The sequence below is a fragment of the Gordonia prachuapensis genome (assembly GCF_036350515.1).
Lineage (GTDB): Bacteria > Actinomycetota > Actinomycetes > Mycobacteriales > Mycobacteriaceae > Gordonia > Gordonia prachuapensis.
On the sequence record NZ_JAZDUE010000023.1, the window covers coordinates 45,070 to 64,939 of the forward strand.

General features: G+C 69.5%; 18 protein-coding genes. 13 read left to right on the plus strand and 5 right to left on the minus strand.

Annotated elements, in window-relative coordinates:
- Positions 1–103: 103 nt before the first annotated feature.
- Complete coding sequence (locus V1Y59_RS21675; protein ID WP_330507107.1) at positions 104–505, minus strand: PPOX class F420-dependent oxidoreductase; 402 nt, start codon at positions 503–505, stop codon at positions 104–106.
- 36 nt (positions 506–541) lie between these two features.
- On the opposite strand from V1Y59_RS21675, the gene dprE2 reads away from it, so the two are divergent.
- From dprE2 to V1Y59_RS21695, 4 genes are read left to right on the plus strand one after another with little or no spacing between them, the layout of a single operon-like run.
- Positions 542–1,309, plus strand: a complete 768-nt coding sequence (dprE2, locus tag V1Y59_RS21680) for a decaprenylphospho-beta-D-erythro-pentofuranosid-2-ulose 2-reductase (RefSeq protein ID WP_330507108.1) — start codon at positions 542–544, stop codon at positions 1,307–1,309.
- The gene (cbiE, locus tag V1Y59_RS21685) at positions 1,306–2,499 is read left to right on the plus strand and encodes a precorrin-6y C5,15-methyltransferase (decarboxylating) subunit CbiE (protein ID WP_330507109.1); all 1,194 of its coding nucleotides are present in this window, start codon (positions 1,306–1,308) and stop codon (positions 2,497–2,499) included. Before dprE2 ends, cbiE begins: the two co-directional genes overlap by 4 nt.
- Positions 2,496–3,293: a precorrin-4 C(11)-methyltransferase gene (gene cobM, locus V1Y59_RS21690; protein ID WP_330507110.1), complete on the plus strand. Its 798-nt coding sequence runs from the start codon at positions 2,496–2,498 to the stop codon at positions 3,291–3,293. Before cbiE ends, cobM begins: the two co-directional genes overlap by 4 nt.
- Positions 3,286–4,047 carry a cobalt-precorrin-6A reductase gene (locus V1Y59_RS21695; protein WP_330507111.1) on the plus strand — a complete coding sequence of 254 codons (762 nt, stop codon included), beginning with the start codon at positions 3,286–3,288 and terminating at the stop codon, positions 4,045–4,047. The genes cobM and V1Y59_RS21695 overlap by 8 nt, the downstream gene beginning before the upstream one ends.
- Before the next feature lie 14 nt (positions 4,048–4,061).
- On the opposite strand, the gene cobJ is transcribed toward V1Y59_RS21695, so the two are convergent.
- The 3 genes from cobJ to V1Y59_RS21710 are packed head-to-tail and all read right to left on the minus strand — an operon-like array spanning position 4,062 to position 7,394.
- The gene (gene cobJ / locus V1Y59_RS21700) at positions 4,062–5,555 is read right to left on the minus strand and encodes a precorrin-3B C(17)-methyltransferase (protein ID WP_330507112.1); all 1,494 of its coding nucleotides are present in this window, start codon (positions 5,553–5,555) and stop codon (positions 4,062–4,064) included.
- Between the two features lie 5 nt (positions 5,556–5,560).
- Positions 5,561–6,184, minus strand: a complete 624-nt coding sequence (locus V1Y59_RS21705; RefSeq protein WP_330507113.1) for a precorrin-8X methylmutase — start codon at positions 6,182–6,184, stop codon at positions 5,561–5,563.
- Positions 6,185–6,197: 13 nt separating this feature from the next.
- Positions 6,198–7,394 (minus strand): precorrin-3B synthase, encoded by a 1,197-nt coding sequence (locus V1Y59_RS21710; RefSeq protein ID WP_330507114.1) that lies wholly within the window; start codon positions 7,392–7,394, stop codon positions 6,198–6,200.
- 252 nt (positions 7,395–7,646) lie between these two features.
- On the opposite strand from V1Y59_RS21710, the gene cobN reads away from it, so the two are divergent.
- From cobN to V1Y59_RS21735, 5 genes are all read left to right on the plus strand, one after another.
- A complete protein-coding gene (gene cobN, locus V1Y59_RS21715) occupies positions 7,647–11,303 on the plus strand; it encodes a cobaltochelatase subunit CobN (protein ID WP_330507115.1) in 3,657 nt (1,218 codons plus the stop codon).
- Between the two features lie 296 nt (positions 11,304–11,599).
- On the plus strand, positions 11,600–12,103 hold the full coding sequence (locus V1Y59_RS21720) for an FxsA family protein (RefSeq protein WP_330507116.1): 504 nt from the start codon (positions 11,600–11,602) through the stop codon (positions 12,101–12,103).
- Positions 12,104–12,139: 36 nt separating this feature from the next.
- Positions 12,140–13,780, plus strand: a complete 1,641-nt coding sequence (locus V1Y59_RS21725) for an amidohydrolase (RefSeq protein ID WP_330507117.1) — start codon at positions 12,140–12,142, stop codon at positions 13,778–13,780.
- Positions 13,781–13,824: 44 nt separating this feature from the next.
- On the plus strand, positions 13,825–15,531 hold the full coding sequence (lnt, locus tag V1Y59_RS21730; protein WP_330507138.1) for an apolipoprotein N-acyltransferase: 1,707 nt from the start codon (positions 13,825–13,827) through the stop codon (positions 15,529–15,531).
- A 55-nt stretch (positions 15,532–15,586) separates the two neighbouring features.
- Complete coding sequence (locus tag V1Y59_RS21735) at positions 15,587–16,339, plus strand: polyprenol monophosphomannose synthase (RefSeq protein ID WP_431309267.1); 753 nt, start codon at positions 15,587–15,589, stop codon at positions 16,337–16,339.
- Between the two features lie 89 nt (positions 16,340–16,428).
- Here V1Y59_RS21735 and V1Y59_RS21740 read toward each other — a convergent pair whose 3' ends face one another.
- Positions 16,429–16,773 carry an RNA polymerase-binding protein RbpA gene (locus V1Y59_RS21740; RefSeq protein ID WP_160902307.1) on the minus strand — a complete coding sequence of 115 codons (345 nt, stop codon included), beginning with the start codon at positions 16,771–16,773 and terminating at the stop codon, positions 16,429–16,431.
- A gap of 232 nt (positions 16,774–17,005) precedes the next feature.
- Here V1Y59_RS21740 and V1Y59_RS21745 point away from each other — a divergent pair, with 232 nt between their 5' ends.
- The 4 genes from V1Y59_RS21745 (at position 17,006) to V1Y59_RS21760 (ending at position 19,828) form a co-directional block, all read left to right on the plus strand.
- Positions 17,006–17,287: a hypothetical protein gene (locus V1Y59_RS21745; RefSeq protein ID WP_330507119.1), complete on the plus strand. Its 282-nt coding sequence runs from the start codon at positions 17,006–17,008 to the stop codon at positions 17,285–17,287.
- Positions 17,284–18,393: a DUF475 domain-containing protein gene (locus V1Y59_RS21750; RefSeq protein ID WP_330507120.1), complete on the plus strand. Its 1,110-nt coding sequence runs from the start codon at positions 17,284–17,286 to the stop codon at positions 18,391–18,393. Before V1Y59_RS21745 ends, V1Y59_RS21750 begins: the two co-directional genes overlap by 4 nt.
- Before the next feature lie 82 nt (positions 18,394–18,475).
- Positions 18,476–19,297: an adenylate/guanylate cyclase domain-containing protein gene (locus tag V1Y59_RS21755; protein WP_431309265.1), complete on the plus strand. Its 822-nt coding sequence runs from the start codon at positions 18,476–18,478 to the stop codon at positions 19,295–19,297.
- Between the two features lie 330 nt (positions 19,298–19,627).
- Positions 19,628–19,828, plus strand: a complete 201-nt coding sequence (locus tag V1Y59_RS21760) for a hypothetical protein (RefSeq protein WP_330507140.1) — start codon at positions 19,628–19,630, stop codon at positions 19,826–19,828.
- Positions 19,829–19,870 lie beyond the last annotated feature (42 nt).

Sequence of the window (19,870 nt, forward strand, 5' to 3'; positions counted from 1 at the left end):
CCGCTAGCGCTCCGGACCTCCTCAGGGATCGGGGGAAATAACCCACCCCGGTCCCTGAGGAGCCCGCGAACGGAGTGAGTGGGCGTCACGAAGGGCGCCCAGATCAGCCGAACAACCGGGCCGAACCCAGCACCCGGGACACGCGGATCTCGATCACCACCCGTCGCGGATTGGGTTTCGGTTGCCGGTAGCGCCCTGCATAGCGTTCCTCGGCCTCGCGAACCCGCTCCGGCTCGCGGCGCACCGTCGCCGGGCCCTCGAGCGTCAGCCACCGGGGTCCGTCGATGTTGGTCACGGCCGCGTATCCGCCCCGCTCCACGTTGCGCACCTTCTGGTTGCCGTCGGAGGTGATCACCCGGGCGAGTCCGTGCTCCGCGTCCCAGGTGAAGCCCACGGCGACGACATGCGGTGACCCGTCGGACCGTAGCGTCGCCAACGTCGCGAGGTGGCGTTCGGCGAGGAACTCCGTGCCGGCGGGGCCGAGATCGTCGGGGGTGCGGGTCATGCCATCACGCTAACGCAGGATGCGATACTGCTAGCCATGGCCCAACGCGACCCGGACGGAACCATTCTCCTGTTCGGTGGACGCAGCGAGATCGGTGTCGCGTTGGCCCGGCGTCTCGCGCCCGGCCGGCACGTCGTGCTCGCGGCGCGCCGGCCCGACGACCTCGCCGACGAGACCGCCGCACTGCTCGCCGCTGGCGCCACCGAGGTGCACACGGTCGCATTTGACGCCGACGACACCGACTCCCATCCCACGCTCGTCGCGGCCCTGGTCGAGAAACACGGACCGATCGAGGCGGCGATCGTCGCATTCGGCATCCTCGGCGATCAAGCGCGCGCCGAGGCCGACGTCGCCCACGCGCTACAGATCGCGCACACCGATTACCTCGCGCAGGTCAGTGTGCTCATCCCGCTCGCGCAGGCATTCCGGGTACAGCGGTCGGGCACGATCGTCGTGTTCTCGTCCGTGGCCGGTGTCCGCGTTCGTCGCGCCAACTATGTCTACGGCTCCACCAAGGCCGGTCTCGACGGCTTCGCCGGCGGCATGGCGGATTCGTTGCACGGCACCGGAGCTCGACTTCTGCTGGCACGTCCAGGCTTCGTCGTCGGCCAGATGACGAAGGAGCTGATGGCCGATGGCGTCAAGCCCGCACCGTTCTCCGTCGACGCCGAAGCGGTGGCCGACGCCGTCGCCCGCGCCTATCGACGTGGTCGCACCGACGTGTGGATACCGGGAATCCTGAGGTTCGTGTTCATCGGCATGCGCCTGCTTCCACGCGCGATCTGGCGGCGGTTGCCGCGATGAGCGGATCGTTCGTCGTGGTCGGCATCGGGGCCGACGGGTGGGACGGGCTGACCCGTCGGGCGCAGACCGAGCTCGCCGGCGCCCAGATCATCCTCGGATCGCATCGTCAGCTCGACCTGCTCCCGGATCTGCCGGCGCGGCGCGAACCGTGGTCGTCGCCGATGAGCGCGCATCTGCACCGCGTCCTCACCGACGGCCACGATGGGGTCCGGCATGTGCTGGCCAGCGGCGATCCGATGTTCCATGGCATCGGGACGAGCATCGTGCGAGCCGTCGGCGCCGACCGCGTACGTGTCCTTCCTGCGGTGTCGAGTGCCGCGCTGGCGTGTGCCCGTCTCGGCTGGGATCTGTCCGAGGTCCGAGTGGTCAGCCTGGTGACCCACGACGTCGCCACCCTCGCCGACGAACTGGACGACGGTCGCGACCTGCTCATCCTCAGCCGCGGCGCGGCCACCCCGTCGCAGGTCGCGAAACTGCTGGCGGACAACGGATACGGTTGGTCGTCGATGACCGTGCTGGAACAGCTCGGTGGTGACTCCGAGACGGTGGTCCGCGGGGTCGCCCGCACCTGGGCGCGGCCGCCCGGTGACCCGCTGAACATCGTCGCCGTCGGTTGTGTCGGCCCCGGCCGTTCCCGCGCACCGGGCCGACCCGACGACGCGTATGTGAACGACGGCCAGATCACCAAGCAGCCGATTCGGGCGCTGACCGTCTCGGCGCTCGCTCCGGTGCGCCGACAACTGCTGTGGGACATCGGTTCCGGGTCCGGCAGTATCGCCATCGAATGGCTCCGGGCGGAACCGACCGGACGCGCGGTGGCCTTCGAGCGCAGCTCGGACAGACGTGACCGATTGCAGGACAACGCGTTACACCACGGTGTGCACGAGCGCCTCACCGTTCTCGGCGCGGCCCCGCAGAAGTGTGCCGCGGCACCGGACCCGGACGCGGTCTTCATCGGTGGAGGCCTCGACCGCGAGCTGCTCTCCCGGGTCTGGGAGCTGATCCCGCCCGGCGGCCGGCTCGTCGCCAATGCGGTCACCCTGGAGACCCAGGCACTGCTCGGCGAGTGGTTCGCGAACCACGGCGGGACGTTGCGTCGACATTCCGTCGAGACGGCCGCGCCGCTGGGGACGATGACGACATGGCGTCCCGCCTTGCCGATCGTCCAGTGGGTGGTGGATCGACCGTGACCGTCTACGTCATCGGCGCCGGTCCCGGTGCACCGGATCTGATCACGCTGCGCGGCGCGCAACTGCTGAAGCGGTGCCGGACCTGTCTGTACGCCGGGTCCCTGGTCCCGGCCGAACTGCTGGAGCTCTGCCCGCCGGGTGCGACATTGATCGACACCGCCCGCATGCCCCTGGCGCAGATCGTCTCCCACATCGTCGACGCACATACGGCCGGCGACGACGTGGCGCGCCTGCACTCCGGGGATCCGTCGTTGTACTCGGCGATGACCGAGCAGCGCCGCGAACTCGCCGCCCATGGCATCCCGGTCGAGGTGGTGCCCGGGGTCCCGGCGTTCGCTGCCGCCGCCGCGGCGCTCGACGCCGAGCTGACCGTGCCCGGTGTCGGGCAGAGTCTGCTGATCACCCGGGTGTCCACATTGTCGACCGCCATGCCGCACGGCGAGGAACTCGAACGGCTCGCGGCCACCGGCATCACCCTCGCCCTGCATCTCGCCGCCCACCGGGCCGAGGAGATCGTCGATGCGCTGGTCCCACACTACGGTCCCCGGTGTCCCACCGCCACAGTCGCTTTCGCCACTCGCGCCGATCAGCAGATCGTTCGCTGTCCGCTCGCCGAGTTACCCGGAGCGCTCGAGGCCGCCGGGATCCGTCGCACCGCGGTCATCTTCGTCGGCCGCGTCCTGGACCCGAATGTTCATCCCGAGGTCAGCGACAGCTACCTGTACTCCGAGGCCCGCATGACCAAACTCCGTGCCGACGAGCACCGTGACGACAAACTCCGTGACGATGGGTGAGGGTCGGATCCTGCTGCTCGGCGGGACCGGAGAGGCCCGCGAGCTCGCGACCCAGTTGGTGTCCGCCGACATCCCGGTGGTGAGCTCGTTGGCCGGGCGGGTCCGGGATCCCCGGCTACCGGTGGGGGACGTGCGAATCGGCGGGTTCGGTGGTGTCGACGGGCTCGTCACGTGGCTTCGGGAACACGAGATCTCCGGGGTCGTCGACGCGACACACCCGTTCGCGCAGACGATGACCGAGCACGCCGCCGCCGCGGCGCAGCGCCTCGGCACTCCGCTGTTGCGCCTACGTCGTCCTCCGTGGGAGCCGGATGCCGACGACAGCTGGCAACTGGTGTCCGACATCGATGCCGCCGCACGCACGGTCAGCCGCCTGGCGGACACGCACGATGGGTTGCGCGTGTTCCTGACCACCGGCCGACAGGACGTCACGACCTTCTCCGCCCTGGCCGATGCGTGGTTCCTCATCCGCGTCGTCGACCCACCGACGGGGGCGCTGCCACCGCGGTATCAGATCCTGCGCTCGCGGGGACCCTACGACCTCGATCGCGAGCGGGACCTGATGCGCGACAACGGTATCGACGTACTGGTGACCAAGAACAGCGGGGGAGAACTGACCCGGGCGAAGCTGACGGCGGCCGCCGAACTCGGAATCCGGGTGGTCATGGTGCAGCGACCACCCGAACCGGCCGTCGGCGAGACGGTCGGGACGACATCGGCCGCGATGGACTGGGTCGTCGCCCTGTCGACCTGACCGGGATCGGACCGTCAGCCGTCGTGACGACGCGGCGTGTACACGAGGTCGCCCGCGGGGCGGGGTGCGATCGTGGTGGCCGACGACCCGATGATCAGCAACGTCCGCATGTCCACGACCGCCGGGTCGAGATCACCGACCGTGGTGGTGCGCAACGATTCCTCCGGTCTGCCGACGTCCCGGCCCAGAACGATCAGACGATCGGGTGAGGTCGTCTCCAACAGGATCTCGCGCAACCGCGTGACCTGCCAGGTTCGGCTGGCCGAGCCGGGGTTGTAGACGGCGACCGCGAGGTCGGCGGCGATTGCGTGCCGGATCCGGTCCTCGATGACCTCCCACGGCTTGAGTCGGTCCGACAGCGAGATGACCGCATAGTCGTGGCCGAGTGGCGCGCCGACAGCGGCGGCGACCGCGTTCGCCGCGGTGACCCCGGGCTGCACGCGCACGCCGACACCCTGCCACCTGGCTTCGGCGGCGACCTCCGCAACCGCGCTCGCCATCGCGAACACCCCGGGGTCACCCGAGGAGACCACAGCCACCCGGGCGCCACGCGCCGCGAGATCCAGGGCGAACTCCGCGCGTTCCGACTCGACGCGGTTGTCGCTCGCGTGGATGCGCTGACCCGGCCGCGGCGTGACGCGCGCCAGGTACGTCTTGTAGCCGACGAGGTCGGTGGCCCGAGCGAGTTCGGCGGCGACGGCGGGGGTGGTCAGATCATCGGCACCCGGCCCCAGACCGACCACCACGACCTCACCCGGCGCCTGGGTGCCGTGCCCGGCGCCGACCGGGCTGTTGCGTGGACCCGGCACCACGACCATCGAGAAGTACGGCACCTCTTCGGGATTCACGTCCGCCACCGGCAGCACCCGCTGCACCTGCGTCGACGCGCGCTCCACGTACCAGGCCTCGTCGAGGCGACCGGCCTGTGCGAGCGCCTCGCGCACTCGGACGAACGTTCGCCCCAGCTTGAGGACCGCGATCGCCTCGGCCGCCCGGAATCGGGCGGCCAGCGCCGGTGTCGGCAGGGTGCCCGGCACCACCGTCAGGGTTTCCTCACCCTCTACCAGGGGAATACCCACCGCCGCCGACGATGCGCTCACCGAGGTCACGCCCGGGATGATCTCCGTGTCGAACTCGGCGACGAGTCGCTTGTGCATGTGCATGTACGAACTGAAGAACAGTGGGTCACCCTCGGCGAGCAGCACGACGTCGCGGCCCGCGCGCAGGTGCTCGGCGAGTCGGGCGGCACTCGCGGTGTAGAAGTCGCGCAGCGCACCGTCATAGCCGCCCGGATGATCGGTGCCCTCGGTGGTCACCGGATACATCAGGCGTTCCTCGATCTGCCCGTCGCGCAGATACGGCTCGGCCACCGACCGGGCGATGCTGTTGCCGTGGCGCGCACAGTGATACGCGATCACGTCGGCGGCGGCGATCACGCGGGCAGCCTTCACCGTCACGAGTTCGCTGTCGCCGGGACCCAGCCCGACACCCCAGAGCTTTCCTGCCACCGTCGTCACTCCTCGGCACTCGCGAGAGCATTGATCGCCGCCGCGGTGATGGCCGAGCCACCCCGTCGGCCGGTGACGGTGATGAACTCGAGGTCGTCGCGGTCGGCGAGCGCGGCGCAGGATTCGGCCGCCCCGACGAAACCGACCGGCGCACCGACGATGGCGGCGGGACGGGGCGCACCGGCGTCGATCATGTCCAGGAGCGCGAAGAGCGCTGTCGGCGCGTTGCCGATGGCCACCACCGAGCCGGCCAGGCGCGGTCGCCAGAACTCCAGTGCGGCAGCGGTACGGGTGGTGCCCAGACGTTCGGCGAGATCCGGCAGCGACGGCTCACGTAGATGACACAGCACCTCGTTGTCGGCCGGGAGGCGTTTCCGGGTGACCCCGGCGGCCACCATCGAGGCGTCGCACAGGATCGGCGCCCCGGTGTTCAGCGCCGCCCGCGCGGCCCGCACGACACCGGCGGTCGCAACGACGTCGTCGGTGAGATCGGTCTGCCCACACGCGTGGATCATCCGGACGACCACCTGCGAGACGTCGGGGCCGAACGAGCTCAGATCCGATTCGGCGCGAATCGTGGCAAATGACTGGCGATAGATCGCGGCGCCGTCGCGCAGGTAGTCGGTCATGGTGCCCGCAAGCCTAACGACGGTGGGTGCGATACCCGTCGTCGGGCGTCGCCTCCACCAGGAGATGCGGCCCGGCGGGAGAACCGCACCGGCGCCCACATCCCACCCAGTGCTCGCGGTCCTCCACGGATTCACCGGCCCGGACCCGCTCCAGCAGATCGTCCCGGACGGGCGCGGCCGCCTTCGAGCAGCCGGGTGCGCCGACACAGCAACTGACCCGCGCCCACGGTGAGGACGCATCGAAGATCAGCCCCATCGGTGCGAGGACACGGACGACGGTCTCAGCGACACCTTCGTCGAGATCGCACAGCAGGATCTCCCGGTCAGGGGTGAAGATCAGCGGCTTGCCCACCGCCGCGAGAAACTCGGCGAGACGCGCCGGCAGCCGGCCCAGCTCCACCACGGCCCCGAGCAGGACCGCACCATCGTCCTGATCGAACCATCCGACGATCGGATCCGCGGCGTCGGTGGCGTCGGTGCTGGTCGCACCCCCGATCGCCGGCGCCAGGCGAGCCCGGACACCGGAGACGAGCGAGTCCCGCTGCTCGGCCGTCAGATCGCCGACGCGCCACGCCTGCGGCGCGACCGCGGTGAAGTCGTGGGCGACGTCGAGGAGCGCGGCGACGATCCCGTCCACGCCGGTGGCCGACCCGAGCAGCTCCCCGTCGACCATGATGTCGGCGACGATGCCGGTGGCGCCCACCGCATCTTTCGCCGCATCCGGAGCCTCCCGGCGGGCGAGCGCGCAGGCATCCGGACGCCGACGCACGATGTCACCACGACCGTCATCCACGCCGAGCAGGAAGCGCCCCGACAACGCCGTCGATCGGTCATCGGCGCGCAGGCCGGCGTCGAGGGCATCGGCGACCGGCCACACGTCGGCTGCACCGCCGATGCGGCCCGTCAACGGACTGACCTCGATGTTGCGCACCGTGTCGTGGGTCTTGCTGGGAGCCAGTCCCGCGTCGATCACCGCCTGCGCCACCGCGGCGACATCGGAGATTCCGCGCAATTGCAGGTTACCTCGAGCGGTCGGCTCGAGGAATCCGTCGCCGTGCGCGGCCGCCGCCTGCGCGAGGATCTCGAGCTGCCCCGGCTGTATCCGGCCCCCCGGCAGCCGCACCCGGGCCACCGCACCGTCGGCGGCCGCGTGCGTACTGAACACACCCGGGCAGCGGTCGGCGACGTCGCGGTGGGTCGGCTGGGTCACGGATTCCAGGGTAGGCCTCGGCTGCGTCGTAGCCGGGCCTGACCGCGTTCGAGGGCTACAACTAGGCTGAATGCACCGAGTGCGACAGAAGCCGGTGCGAGGCCGGCACGGTCGCGCCACTGTGACGGTGACCGGCACACGCCGGACGCCGAAGTCAGACCTGCGCCTCGGTGACCAAACGGACCACGCCGGGGCCGCACAGCGGCTCCGCCGACACACACCGGGCGCGCCTCCCGGCGAGGAGATCTGACGATGCTTCTGCTGCTCTCGACCTCGGACACGGACCTGATCACCGCGGCCGCCGGTGATGCCGACTTCACCGTCGCCAATCCGTCCCGCATCCTCGTCGACGACATCCCCGAACTCACGGGCGATGCCGATCTCGTCGTCGTACGCATCCTGGGTGGGGTCCGCGCCTGGGAGGAAGGGCTGACCGCGGTCGCGGCGACCGGTAAGCCGCTCGTCGTGTGTTCCGGGGAGCAGCAACCCGACCCGGACCTGATGGCGTTGTCGACGGTTCCCGCCGGCGTCGTCGCCGAGGCCCACAACTACCTCGCGGCCGGTGGCGTGGCGAACCTGGTCAACCTGCACAACTTCCTCTCCGACACCGTGCTGCTGACAGGTCTCGGTTTCGAACCGCCACAGCAGACCCCGGCCTGGGGCATCCTCGAACGCTCCCCGCGCCCGGCCGCCGCGCCCGCAGTCGCCGACGCCCCCACAGTCGCCGTCCTCTACTATCGAGCGCAGCATCTGGCCGGCAACACCCGGTACGTCGACGCGCTGTGTGCCGCCATCGAGGACCGTGGTGCGCGGGCACTGCCGATCTTCTGCGCCTCCCTGCGCACCGCGCCCGACGATCTCATCGACCTGCTGGGCACCGCCGACGCCCTGGTCGTCACGGTGCTCGCCGCGGGTGGCGCCACGCCCGCGACGGCGTCCGCGGGCGGGGACGACGACGCATGGAACATCGAACGCCTCGCCGCGCTCGACATCCCGATCCTGCAGGGCCTGTGCCTGACCGGCTCCCGCGCGGACTGGGCGGCCACCGACGACGGACTGTCACCGCTGGACGTGGCCACCCAGGTCGCGGTCCCCGAGTTCGACGGCCGGATCATCACGGTGCCGTTCTCTTTCAAGGAGTTCGACGACAACGGTCTGCCGTGGTACCAGCCGGATCACGAGCGGTGTGCCCGGGTGGCCGGGATCGCCGTCGCGCACGCCCGGCTGCGCGCCATCGCGGCGCCCGACCGTCGGGTGGCGCTGATGCTGTCGGCCTACCCGACCAAACATGCGCGGATCGGCAACGCCGTCGGCCTCGATACTCCGCGCAGCCTGTTGCATCTCCTCGACGCATTGCGCACCGCCGGCTACGACATCGGGCCGACCGACGGCCCCGGCGCGATACCCGGTCTGGCGGAATCGGATTCGGACGCACTGATCCACGCGATCATCGAAGCCGGGGGACAGGATCCGGACTGGCTCACCGAGGAGACCCTCGCGGCGAACCCGATCCGGGTATCCGCGGCCGACTACCGGCGCTGGTTCGCCACGCTGCCGGAGACATTGCGCGACGCCGTCGAAGAGCATTGGGGGCCGGCGCCCGGCGAGCTCTTCGTCGACCGATCGGCCAACCCCGACGGCGACATCGTCGTCGCCGCGATGCGGTTCGGCAACATCGTGCTGATGGTGCAGCCGCCACGCGGCTTCGGCGAGAACCCGGTGGCCATCTACCACGACCCGGATCTGCCGCCGTCGCACCACTATCTGGCGTCCTACCGCTGGCTCACCGGCCGCGGCGACCGCGACTCTGCCAACACCGACACCGCCGACATCGACGGTTTCGGGGCCGACGCGATCGTGCACGTCGGCAAGCACGGCAACCTGGAGTGGCTGCCCGGCAAGACCCTGGGCATGTCCGCCGAGTGCGGCACCGACGCCGCCCTCGGTGACGTTCCGCTGATCTACCCGTTCCTGGTCAACGACCCGGGGGAGGGCACGCAGGCCAAACGCCGCGCGCACGCCGTCCTCGTCGACCATCTGATCCCGCCGATGGCCCGCGCCGAGTCCTACGGCGACATCTCACGCCTCGAGCAGCTGCTCGACGAGCACGCCAACATCTCCGCCCTCGACCCGGCGAAACTGCCCGCGATCCGACAGCAGATCTGGACCCTGCTGACGGCGGCGAAGATGGACCACGACCTCGGCCTGTCCGAACGACCGGACGAGGACGTGTTCGACGACATGTTGCTGCACGTCGACGGCTGGCTGTGCGAGATCAAGGACGTCCAGATCCGCGACGGCCTGCACGTGCTGGGCGAGGCGCCCGCCCACGACAACGAGGTCGACCTCGTCCTGGCGATGTTGCGTGCCCGCCAGCTGTGGGGCGGCAGTCAGGCGCTGCCGGGTCTGCGTGAGGCGCTCGGTCTGTCCGAGGACGGCAGTGCGGGCCGCGGCACCGTCGACGACGTCGAGGCGACCGCCCGGGAACTCGTCGCCGCATGCGCGAAAGGGGAGTGGTCGCCGCAGTCCATCGCCGACCCCGCCACCGGTCATCCGCCGGCCGTCGGCGACATCCTCACATTCGCGGCCCGCGAGGTGATCCCCCGGCTGCGCCAGACGACCCGCGAGATCGACCAGATCCTCCGCGCGCTCGACGGTCGCTTCATCGAGGCCGGGCCCAGTGGCTCCCCGCTGCGCGGCCTGATCAACGTGCTGCCGACCGGCCGCAACTTCTACTCGGTCGACCCGAAGGCCGTCCCGAGCAGGCTGGCCTGGGAGACCGGCCGCGCCCTGGCCGATTCCCTGCTGCAGCGCTATCTCGACGACCACGGGTCCTATCCGGCGTCGGTCGGCCTGTCGGTGTGGGGCACCAGTGCGATGCGGACCTCCGGCGACGACATCGCCGAGGTACTCGCGTTGTTGGGTGTCATGCCGATCTGGGACGAGGCGTCCCGCCGGGTGTCCGACCTCGAACTCATCCCGCTCACCGAACTCGGCCGGCCCCGCATCGACGTCACCGTCCGCATCTCCGGTTTCTTCCGCGACGCGTTCCCGCACGTGGTGACCATGCTCGACGACGCGGTGGCGCTGGCGGCCGCCGCCGACGAACCCGACGAGCAGAACTTCGTCGCCGCGCACGTGCGCGCGGCGACGGCCGAACACGGCGACCACCGCCGGGCCGTGTCCCGCATCTTCGGATCCAAACCGGGCACCTACGGAGCCGGACTGCTGCAACTGATCGACTCGCGGGAGTGGCGGAGCGACGCCGATCTCGCGCAGGTGTACACCGAATGGGGTGGCTACGCCTACGGCCGTGACCTCGCCGGGGTGCCCGCCGTCGACGACATGCGCGCGGCCTACCGACGAATCGCGGTGGCGGCCAAGAACACCGATACGCGCGAACACGACATCGCCGACTCCGACGACTACTTCCAGTACCACGGCGGCATGGTCACCACCGTCCGCGCACTCACCGGCAAGGACCCGGACGCCTACATAGGTGACAGCACCCGGCCGGATTCGGTCCGGACCCGGACCCTGTCGGAGGAGACCAGCCGGGTGTTCCGGGCGCGCGTCGTCAACCCCCGGTGGATCTCCGCGATGCAGCGCCACGGCTACAAGGGCGCATTCGAGATGGCGGCGACCGTCGACTACCTGTTCGGCTACGACGCCACCACCAACGTGGTCGCCGACTGGATGTACGAGAAGCTGACCGAGGCCTATGTCCTGGACGAGGACAATCAGCGGTTCATGCAGCAGTCCAATCCGTGGGCGCTCCACGGGATCGCCGAACGCCTGCTGGAGGCCGTCGAACGCGACCTGTGGGAACAGCCACCCGCCGACATGCTCGACCAGCTGCGGCAGGTGTACCTGCAGACCGAGGGCGACATCGAAGGTCGTGACGGCTGACCGCGAGTGTCCCGCGTCGGAAATTCGTTTCATGAGTTCGGCGGTCCAGGTGGATGCATCGCGAGGCGGCGGAGGAGCAGGTACTGGATGTACCTGCGACGACGCCAACGAAGCGAGGCGCCGCCTGGACGTCGAAATCATCAACGAATTTCCGACGCGGGACACTGGCCCGCCGTTTTCGAGAAACCCGGCCGAATCGGGAGAAATCCGACCCTGTGTGACGTTGTACGAACAGGGAGAGACCTGCGTCCACCGCCCGTGGGCGCCGCGACGAATCCCGGAAAGGCAGAGTCGGCATGCGAATGCTGTACGTGATCGCCTACTTCGCGATCGAGATCGGTGCGTTTGTCGCCATGGCCCACTTCCTGGGCCTGGGATGGGCCGTGCTGATCACCCTGGCCGCGGTGGTGGCCGGGTTCGCGCTGCTACAACAGCAGGGCCGGAAGGTGTTCGCCGAGCTCGGCCGTGCCTCGCGCAACGAGGTCGACCCGCGCGGCCCGCTGACCGACACCGCTCTGCTGGCCGCCGCGACGCTGCTCATGGTGGTGCCGGGCATCGTCTCGACCGCCGTGGGATTGCTGCTGCTCGCGCCGCCCGTGCGGCGGGGACTGCGTCCGGTCGTCGCCGCCGCGGGCGCCAAGAGCTTTGCCGCGAGCATGAACCGCGCGGGGCTGTATGCCTCTGGCATCTACGTGCGGGGCGGCACGGTCGTCGACGGCACCGTCGTGGAGACCGACGGTACGGTCCGGACGCCTCCGTCCACGGATTCCGACAACCGCGGGCTGCCGCGGGGCCACTGACCCGTCGCCGACCGACGCAGGGCACACTGGACGACCGTGACCACGGAACTGCTCCTGGGCGGAGCCGTCTATTCACCCACAGCCCCTGACGCGACCGCGATGGCCATCACCGACGGTGTCATCGTCTGGGTCGGCACCGACGAGGTCGGGCGGGCACTGCACCCGGATGCGCAGGTCATCGACTTGGGCGGCCGTTTCGTCGCCCCCGGCTTCGTCGACTCGCACGTCCATCTGACCTCCACCGGGCTGGGACTCGCCGGTCTGACACTCAACGACACCACCGACCGGTCCGACTGCCTCCGCCGGGTCGCGGAGTACGCCGCCGGCACCGACGAGGGTGAGCTGATCTGGGGTCTGGGCTGGGACGACTCGGGGTGGACCGGGCCGGATGCCGACGAGAACCGATTCCCGACCACCAGCGAGATCGACGCCGTGGTCGGGAACCTGCCCGCCTACCTCGCCCGCATCGACGAGCACTCCGCGGTCGCGTCCACCGCGCTCCGCCGGCTCGTGCCCGAACTGGCGGATGCTGCCGGCTACCACCCCGAGGAACCGCTGGTCGCCGAGGCACATCACCTCGTCCGCGGGGCCGCCCGGCAGCTCGTCACCGCCGCCCAACGCGTACGCGCGCAACGCCGCGCCCTCGACAACGCCGCCGCGCACGGCGTCGTCGCCGTCCACGAGAACGGTGGACCGGACATCAGCGGCCTCGACGACTTCCTGTCCCTCGCTGACCTCGACCACCCGGTCGAGGTTCGTCGCTATTGGGGACAGCCGGTCGAGAGCGCCGAGCACGCGCGTGAACTGCTGTCCATCAGTCGTGCTGACGCGTTGGCCGGCGACCTGTTCATCGACGGTGCGTTCGGGTCGCACACCGCCTGGCTGACCGCGCCGTATCACGACGACCCGGGGCACACCGGGATCAGCTACCTCGACTACGAGACCATCCGAGACCACATCCGGGCGTGTACCGAGATCCGGATCCAGGCCGGGTTCCATGTGATCGGCGACGCCGCGACCGCGGCGGTCGTCGCGGCCTTCGACGAACTGGCAACCGAGCTCGGTACGCCGGCGCTGGCGCGCTGCGCGCACCGTCTCGAGCACGCCGAGATGGTGACCCCGGCGCAGGCCGAGGTGCTGGCGCGATGCGGGGTCGTGGCCAGCATGCAGCCGCTGTTCGATGCGGCGTGGGGTGGTCCGGGTGACCTGTATGAGCAGCGTCTCGGTGCCACGCGAGCGGCCGGGCTCAACGACTTCGCCGGACATGCGCGTGCGGGCCTGGCACTGGCGTTCTCGTCGGACGCCCCGGTCACCCCGATCGACCCGTGGGCGACCATCCGGGCCGCGGTTCATCATCACCAGCCACGCAACGCGATCTCGGCACGCGGCGCCTTCGCCGCGGTCACCCGCGGGGGGTGGCGTGCGGCCGGAGTCAACGACGGAATGGCCGGCACATTGGTGCCCGGCGCACCCGCGAGCTATGCGGTGTGGGACGTCGACGACCTCGTTGTCGCCGGGTCTCACGAGAGCGTGCAGCGGTGGTCCACCGACCCGCGATCGCGGGTGCCGGCGTTGCCCGACATCGCCCCCGATGCCCGGCTGCCCCGCTGTGTCCGCACGGTGCACCGCCGCGAGGTCCTGTTCGACATCGGGGTGCTCGACGGCGGCGGATCGTGACGGCCGACCCAGGGATCGGCGGCCGACGAGTCCCGTCATCACGGATGATCCTGGCGTTACGGACCGGGGTGGCCGCGCTCGCGGGGGTCGCGATGTGGGCGGCCTTCCCGCCACGCAACCTGTGGTTCCTCGCCGTGGTCGGCCTCGGTCTGCTGGCCGCCGCGCTCGGCGCGGGTCGACCACGGGTCCGCACCGGCGTGTGGCTGGGTTTCGTCTTCGGCCTCGCGTTCTTCGTCCCACTGCTGCCGTGGATCGGGGTGTACGTCGGGCCACTGCCGTGGTTGGCCCTCGCCGTTGCGCTCGCCTTGTACACGGCGTTGTTCGGACTGATCGCGGTCATCACCATGCGGCTACCGGTTCCGCCGGTGTGGTTCACCCTGTCGTGGGTCCTGGTCGAATGGTTGCGGTCGTCGTTCCCGTTCGGCGGTTTCCCCTGGGGCAGAGCCGCGTTCAGTCAAGTCGACGGACCGTTGCTCCCGCTCGCCTCGGTGTTGGGGGCGCCGGGACTGTCGGCGGCGGTGGCGCTGCTGGGTGCGTCGATCGCCTGGCTGGCCCAGGTGGCGATCCGCGCGGTGCGCGACGGTGATCATCATGGCCGGCAGACGGTGCGCGTCGCAGCCCTCGCCGTGGTCCTGGCCCTCGTCGGTCCGGTCGCCGCGATCGCGCTGACCCCGGACACCGTCGACCGCAATGTCGCGGCATCGTCGGTGCGGGTGGCCGCCATCCAGGGCAACGTGCCGCGACTGGGGTTGGACTTCAATGCTCAGCGCCGAGCCGTCCTCGACAACCACGTCCGCGAGACGAAAGCACTGGCTGCCGCCGTCCGTAGCGGAGTGGCCGCCCAGCCGGACCTGGTGGCCTGGCCGGAGAACGCGTCGGACATCTCGCCGCTGGCCAACCCCGACGCCGCGGCGGAGATCACCGAGGCGTCGGTCTCGGTGGGCGCGCCGATCCTCGTCGGCACCCTGGTGATGAATCCGGACGGCCGGCCCACGAACACCGTCCTGGTGTGGGATGGGCAGCGCGGACCGGTCGACCGCTACGACAAACAGATCATCCAACCCTTCGGGGAGTATCTGCCGTGGCGCGGCTTCTTCCGGATGTTCTCGTCGTACGCCGACATGGCCGGAAACTTCCGTCCCGGTTCCGGGCCGTCCACGGTGACCGTGCCCGGCAGGTCCGGAACGGTCGAGGTGGGCGTGTCGACCTGCTGGGAGGTGGCGTTCGACCGATCGGCGCGCAAGGCCGTCGACGACGGCGCGCAGATCCTGTACATCCCCACCAACAACGCCACCTTCGGCCGTACCGAGATGACCTACCAGCAGCTCGCGATGTCGCAGGTGCGAGCGGTCGAGCACGGGCGGGCCGCCGTGGTCGCAGCGACCAGCGGGGTCAGCGCGATCATCGACCCCGACGGCATGATCATCGAACAGAGCGGGATCTTCACGCCCGCGGTGCTGACGAGCCGCCTGCCGCTGCATGACGAGCGCACCTGGGCGACGCGTCTCGGCGACTGGCCACTCACGACGGCGATCGTGATCGCCGCCATCGGGTTTTTGTTCGCACTGACACGGCATACTAGGTTCTCTCTGACACGACTCGGATCGCGAGACCCAGGCCCGGTGACCCGATCAGACAGCGCCACACAGCCGGACAGGGCCACACAGCCGGGCAGGGCCACACAGCCGGACAGGGCGGCACAGGCGGACAGGGTCACAGGATCAGATAAGGAGCTCGGTGGCATTGGGTGAACCGAAAGCCGGGAACGAACAACCAGGGGAGAGTCCGGACGGGGCCCTACCAGGGGTGGTCGGTGCTCGCGGCGACCGGGCTCTGGTTGTCGTCCCGACCTTCAACGAACGCGAGAACCTTCCCGTCATCGTGACCCGCCTCCAGGAGGCGCTACCCGGTGTGCACGTGCTGGTCGTCGACGATTCCAGCCCCGACGGCACCGGTGACGTCGCCGACGAACTCGCAGCGGCCGACCCCGACAACCGCCTACACGTCCTGCACCGCACCGAGAAGGACGGGCTCGGCAAGGCCTATCTGGCCGGATTCGCCTGGGGCCTCGAGCGGGAGTACGCGGTGATCATCGAGATGGACGCCGACGGCAGCCACGCTCCCGAACAACTACATCGTCTGCTGGACGCCATCAACGACGGTGCCGACCTGGTGATCGGTTCCCGGTACGTGCCGGGTGGCCGGCTCGTCAACTGGCCGCGGCACCGCGAACTGTTGTCGCGAGGAGCCAACACCTACGCACGCCTCGCGCTCGGCGCACGGGTGCATGACATCACCGCGGGCTTTCGTGCCTACCGCAGGCAGGTGCTGGAGAAGATTCAGCTCGACACCGTGGAGTCGGCGGGCTACTGCTTCCAGATCGACCTGGCGTGGCGGGCGGTGCGCGCCGGATTCGACGTCCGCGAGGTGCCGATCACGTTCACCGAACGTGAGGTCGGCGAGTCGAAGATGAGCGGCGGCGTGATGACCGAGGCCTTCCTGATGGTGGCCCGGTGGGGGATCGAGAGCCGACTCGAACGGTTCGGCCGGAGGAGCTGAGCAGAGACACGACACCGGCCGGGTGATCCACCCGGCCGGTGTCGTTGATCAACCACGGTCGTCAAACTGCGGTCGTCAGAACCTCACGGTCAGTTCGTGACGCCCTTGCGCCGCTGTTTCAGCAGTTCGAGCCGCTCGTTGAGGAGCACCTCGAGTTCCTCTTCGGAACGCCGCTCGAGGAGCATGTCCCAGTGGGTGCGTGGCGGCTTGGTCTTCTTCTCCTCGGGTTCGGCGCCCTCGAGGATGGTCCCCTCCATGCCGTTCTTGCACGGCCACTTCGACGGGACCTCCGCGTCGTCGGCGAACGGGACGTCGAAGATCTCACCGTTGTCGGTGCGGTACTGGACGATGCGTCGTGGTGCGAGGTCGTGATCGCGATCGGTCTCGTAGCTCACCGCACCGAGGCGGCTACCCCGAAGTACTCGATCTGCCATAAAACTTTCCTCTCAACATCTCTCGTCGGGCGCCGAGTTCGCGGCCGATCCGTGCACGTCCCGTGGGCGTGTCAGAGCGGCGTCATCCGACGCTGATCATGTTCATTCTACGCGCGTCTCCGGAACCGCCCGGGGACGCCACGTCCCGCGATGGTCGGCGGACCCCGGTACGGTCGACTCCGTGGATGACCCGCGCCGGCGACCGTATTCCTGCTCGTGGTGTGGTCGCAGCATGGTCGACTCCGACCACGGCCGCCGCCGCAAGTACTGCAAGCAGTCCTGCCGGCAACGCGCCTATGAACAAAGAGCGCTCACGCACGGTACTTCTATTCCCGACGACGCGGTGATCCTGAGCGCCGCCGAGGCCGTTGCCTTCGGCGACCGCATGTTCGCCCTGCGCTGCGCCGCCGAGGATCTGGCCACGGCCGTCGCCGAGCGGGCCGACGCCCCCACGCTGCAGACGATGACCGACGACCTGCTCGGCCTGGCGCGGGAAGCCGAGAAACTTCGTTGATCGTCCGGATCTTCGGTCTGTCGATCGTCGTCACCCTCGCCGCGCTCGCGGCCGCCTTTCTCTACCAGGGCTGGACCGGGTTGGCGCTGTGCGCGATCCTCGGGATCCTGGAGATCTCGCTGTCCTTCGACAACGCCGTCATCAACGCCACCGTGCTGGAGCGGATGAGCATGTTCTGGCAGCGGATGTTCCTGACGGTCGGGATTCTCATCGCCGTCTTCGGCATGCGCCTGCTGTTCCCGCTCGCGATCGTGTGGATCACCGGTGGTCTGGCACCGCTGGAGGCCCTGCGTCTGGCCCTGAACCCACCGCCGGGCGGCGCCGATCACTTCCCGGACGGCAGCCCGAGCTACGAGACCATCCTGCTCGAGGCGCACCCGCAGATCGCGGCGTTTGGCGGCATGTTCCTGTTGCTGCTGTTCCTCAACTTCATGCTCGCCGACAGGTCGCTGACGTGGCTGTCGTGGATCGAACGGCCGCTACGGCGCCTGGGACAGATCGACCAGATCACGGTGGTGATCGCCGCGATCGTCCTGGTCGTGATCGCCGAATACCTGGCACCGGACGAGACACGCGCGACGATCCTGATCTCCGGACTGCTCGGAATGATCACCTACCTCCTGGTCAACGGTCTGAGCACGCTGTTCCAGCGCCGGCAGCCAGGCATAACCGAGCCGGAGAGCCCCCAGCCCGGGACCCGCCGCCCCGCGCCGGCGACCGCGGCCGTCGGGCGAGCCGGATTCTTCCTGTTCCTCTACCTCGAGGTCCTGGATGCCTCATTCTCCTTCGACGGCGTCATCGGCGCCTTCGCCATCACTTCCGATCCGATCATCATCGCGCTCGGCCTCGGGTTCATCGGCGCCATCTTCGTCCGTTCGATCACGATCTACCTCGTGCGGCAGGGCACGCTCGGCCAGTACCGATACCTCGAGCACGGAGCGCACTGGGCGATCGGGGCGCTGGCCGTGATCCTGCTCGTGAGCGTGCACGTCCACATCAACGAGGTCGTCACGGGCCTCATCGGCGTCGTGTTCATCGGTGCGGCGTTCGCGAGCAGCGTCTACGCCAACCGTCGCGAAGCGCGTCGAACGCCCGTGGTGACATGACCGTCTCCGTTTCGAGAACCACACGCTGCCGGTCGGCGCACGCCGGCAGTTACCTCGACAAGCGCTCGATAGACTGGGCCGCGTGACGCGCCACGAGCCGAGCGACGAGCCGGCCGATCCGACCGACGTCGACCGTGGCGAGAACCGTGGACCCGCTCGCCGAGCAGCCGACGCACTGGCCCGATCCGACGCCAACACCGGTGCGGTGCGGGCGGCTCGCGCGGCCCGCGGTCTGCTCCCGACGGCACAGCCGGCCCCGGCAGGACGTGCCTCCGATCGTCTGGCGCGCCTGATCAACGAGTCGCGTCCCGATCAGCCGAGCGTGGTCCGCGAACTCGGGCTCGGCGCGATCCAGGTCTGGCAGACACTGCTCGCTCGCCGAGGCGGTCGCCACCAGACCCCGGTGCCTGCCACCATCCTGTTCACCGATCTGGTCGGCTTCTCCACCTGGGCCCTCGACGTCGGCGACGAACAGGTGCTGCGACTCCTCGCGTCGGTCAACGAGGTGACCGAGTCGGTCGTCAGGGCCCGAGGCGGCAGCATCGTCAAACAACTCGGCGATGGCACCATGGCGGTCTTCCTCGACGGCACGGAGGCCATCGAAGCGGCGCACGAGGCCATCTGCGGAGTCAGTGCACTGACCATCGACGGGTACCGTCCACAGCTGCGTGCCGGGTTGCACACGGGGACTCCGCGGTCGGTGGGTGACGACTTCATCGGTGTCGACGTCAACATCGCGGCCCGGGTCGCCGACGCTGCCGGGGCAGGGGAGCTCCTCGTCAGCGACGCGACACTTCACTCCGCGGACGCCTCCCGCTACAGCAGTCGTCGCAGGCGGTTCAAGGCCAAGGGCGTACCCCGCGAACTCGAGGTGTACGCAGTCGTTCCGCGATACGACGACTGACGGACGAACTTCGAAACCCGTGGCGGCGGGACCGAATTCGCTTTCGACGGTTATGTCCGCCTTGGGGAGTCAGGTCACCCGCCATTCATGTCGCGGACGGTGACACGCGCCACGACGCGAGGCACAATGGTGTCGATTCCTGTCGACCGACCAGGTGTTGAACAGTCAGCCCGGCGAGGCTCGGTCGGCGTGTACGGGCAAACCGCATATTCGCAGGGGCAGATCGCAGTGCACAACCAGCAACACCACATTCGGCAGGACCGCATCGGCCACGAGGGCACCGTTCGTGACGGTGGCCCGGACGACGCACGACCGGCAGAGCAACAGCGGATGGTCGATTTCGAGACCCACTGGTATCCCCTCGGCGGAGGATCCTCGAGTGTCATCGCCGATGAGTTCGGCTTGTCGGATCGGGACTTCTTCCGCGAGGTGGACCGGATCGTCTCCGACGACCCGCCGTCGTCGTTGAGCACAGGGGAGTTGCGCCGCATGCGTGGCGTGATCCGACGGCGACTGTGGATGGCGCGCTGAGACGCCCATCACCCCAATTTGCGTGAAGTTGTCGACTCGCGA

Coding starts and splice junctions, on each gene's coding strand:
- cbiE (WP_330507109.1), top strand. CDS start 1,306: ATGAGCGGATCGTTCGTCGTGGTCGGCATCGGGGCCGACGGGTGGGAC.
- cobN (WP_330507115.1), top strand. CDS start 7,647: ATGCTTCTGCTGCTCTCGACCTCGGACACGGACCTGATCACCGCGGCC.
- lnt (WP_330507138.1), top strand. CDS start 13,825: ATGATCCTGGCGTTACGGACCGGGGTGGCCGCGCTCGCGGGGGTCGCG.
- dprE2 (WP_330507108.1), top strand. CDS start 542: ATGGCCCAACGCGACCCGGACGGAACCATTCTCCTGTTCGGTGGACGC.
- V1Y59_RS21720 (WP_330507116.1), top strand. CDS start 11,600: ATGCGAATGCTGTACGTGATCGCCTACTTCGCGATCGAGATCGGTGCG.
- V1Y59_RS21705 (WP_330507113.1), bottom strand. CDS start 6,184: ATGACCGACTACCTGCGCGACGGCGCCGCGATCTATCGCCAGTCATTT.
- V1Y59_RS21675 (WP_330507107.1), bottom strand. CDS start 505: ATGACCCGCACCCCCGACGATCTCGGCCCCGCCGGCACGGAGTTCCTC.
- V1Y59_RS21760 (WP_330507140.1), top strand. CDS start 19,628: ATGGTCGATTTCGAGACCCACTGGTATCCCCTCGGCGGAGGATCCTCG.
- V1Y59_RS21745 (WP_330507119.1), top strand. CDS start 17,006: ATGGTCGACTCCGACCACGGCCGCCGCCGCAAGTACTGCAAGCAGTCC.
- V1Y59_RS21695 (WP_330507111.1), top strand. CDS start 3,286: ATGGGTGAGGGTCGGATCCTGCTGCTCGGCGGGACCGGAGAGGCCCGC.
- V1Y59_RS21740 (WP_160902307.1), bottom strand. CDS start 16,773: ATGGCAGATCGAGTACTTCGGGGTAGCCGCCTCGGTGCGGTGAGCTAC.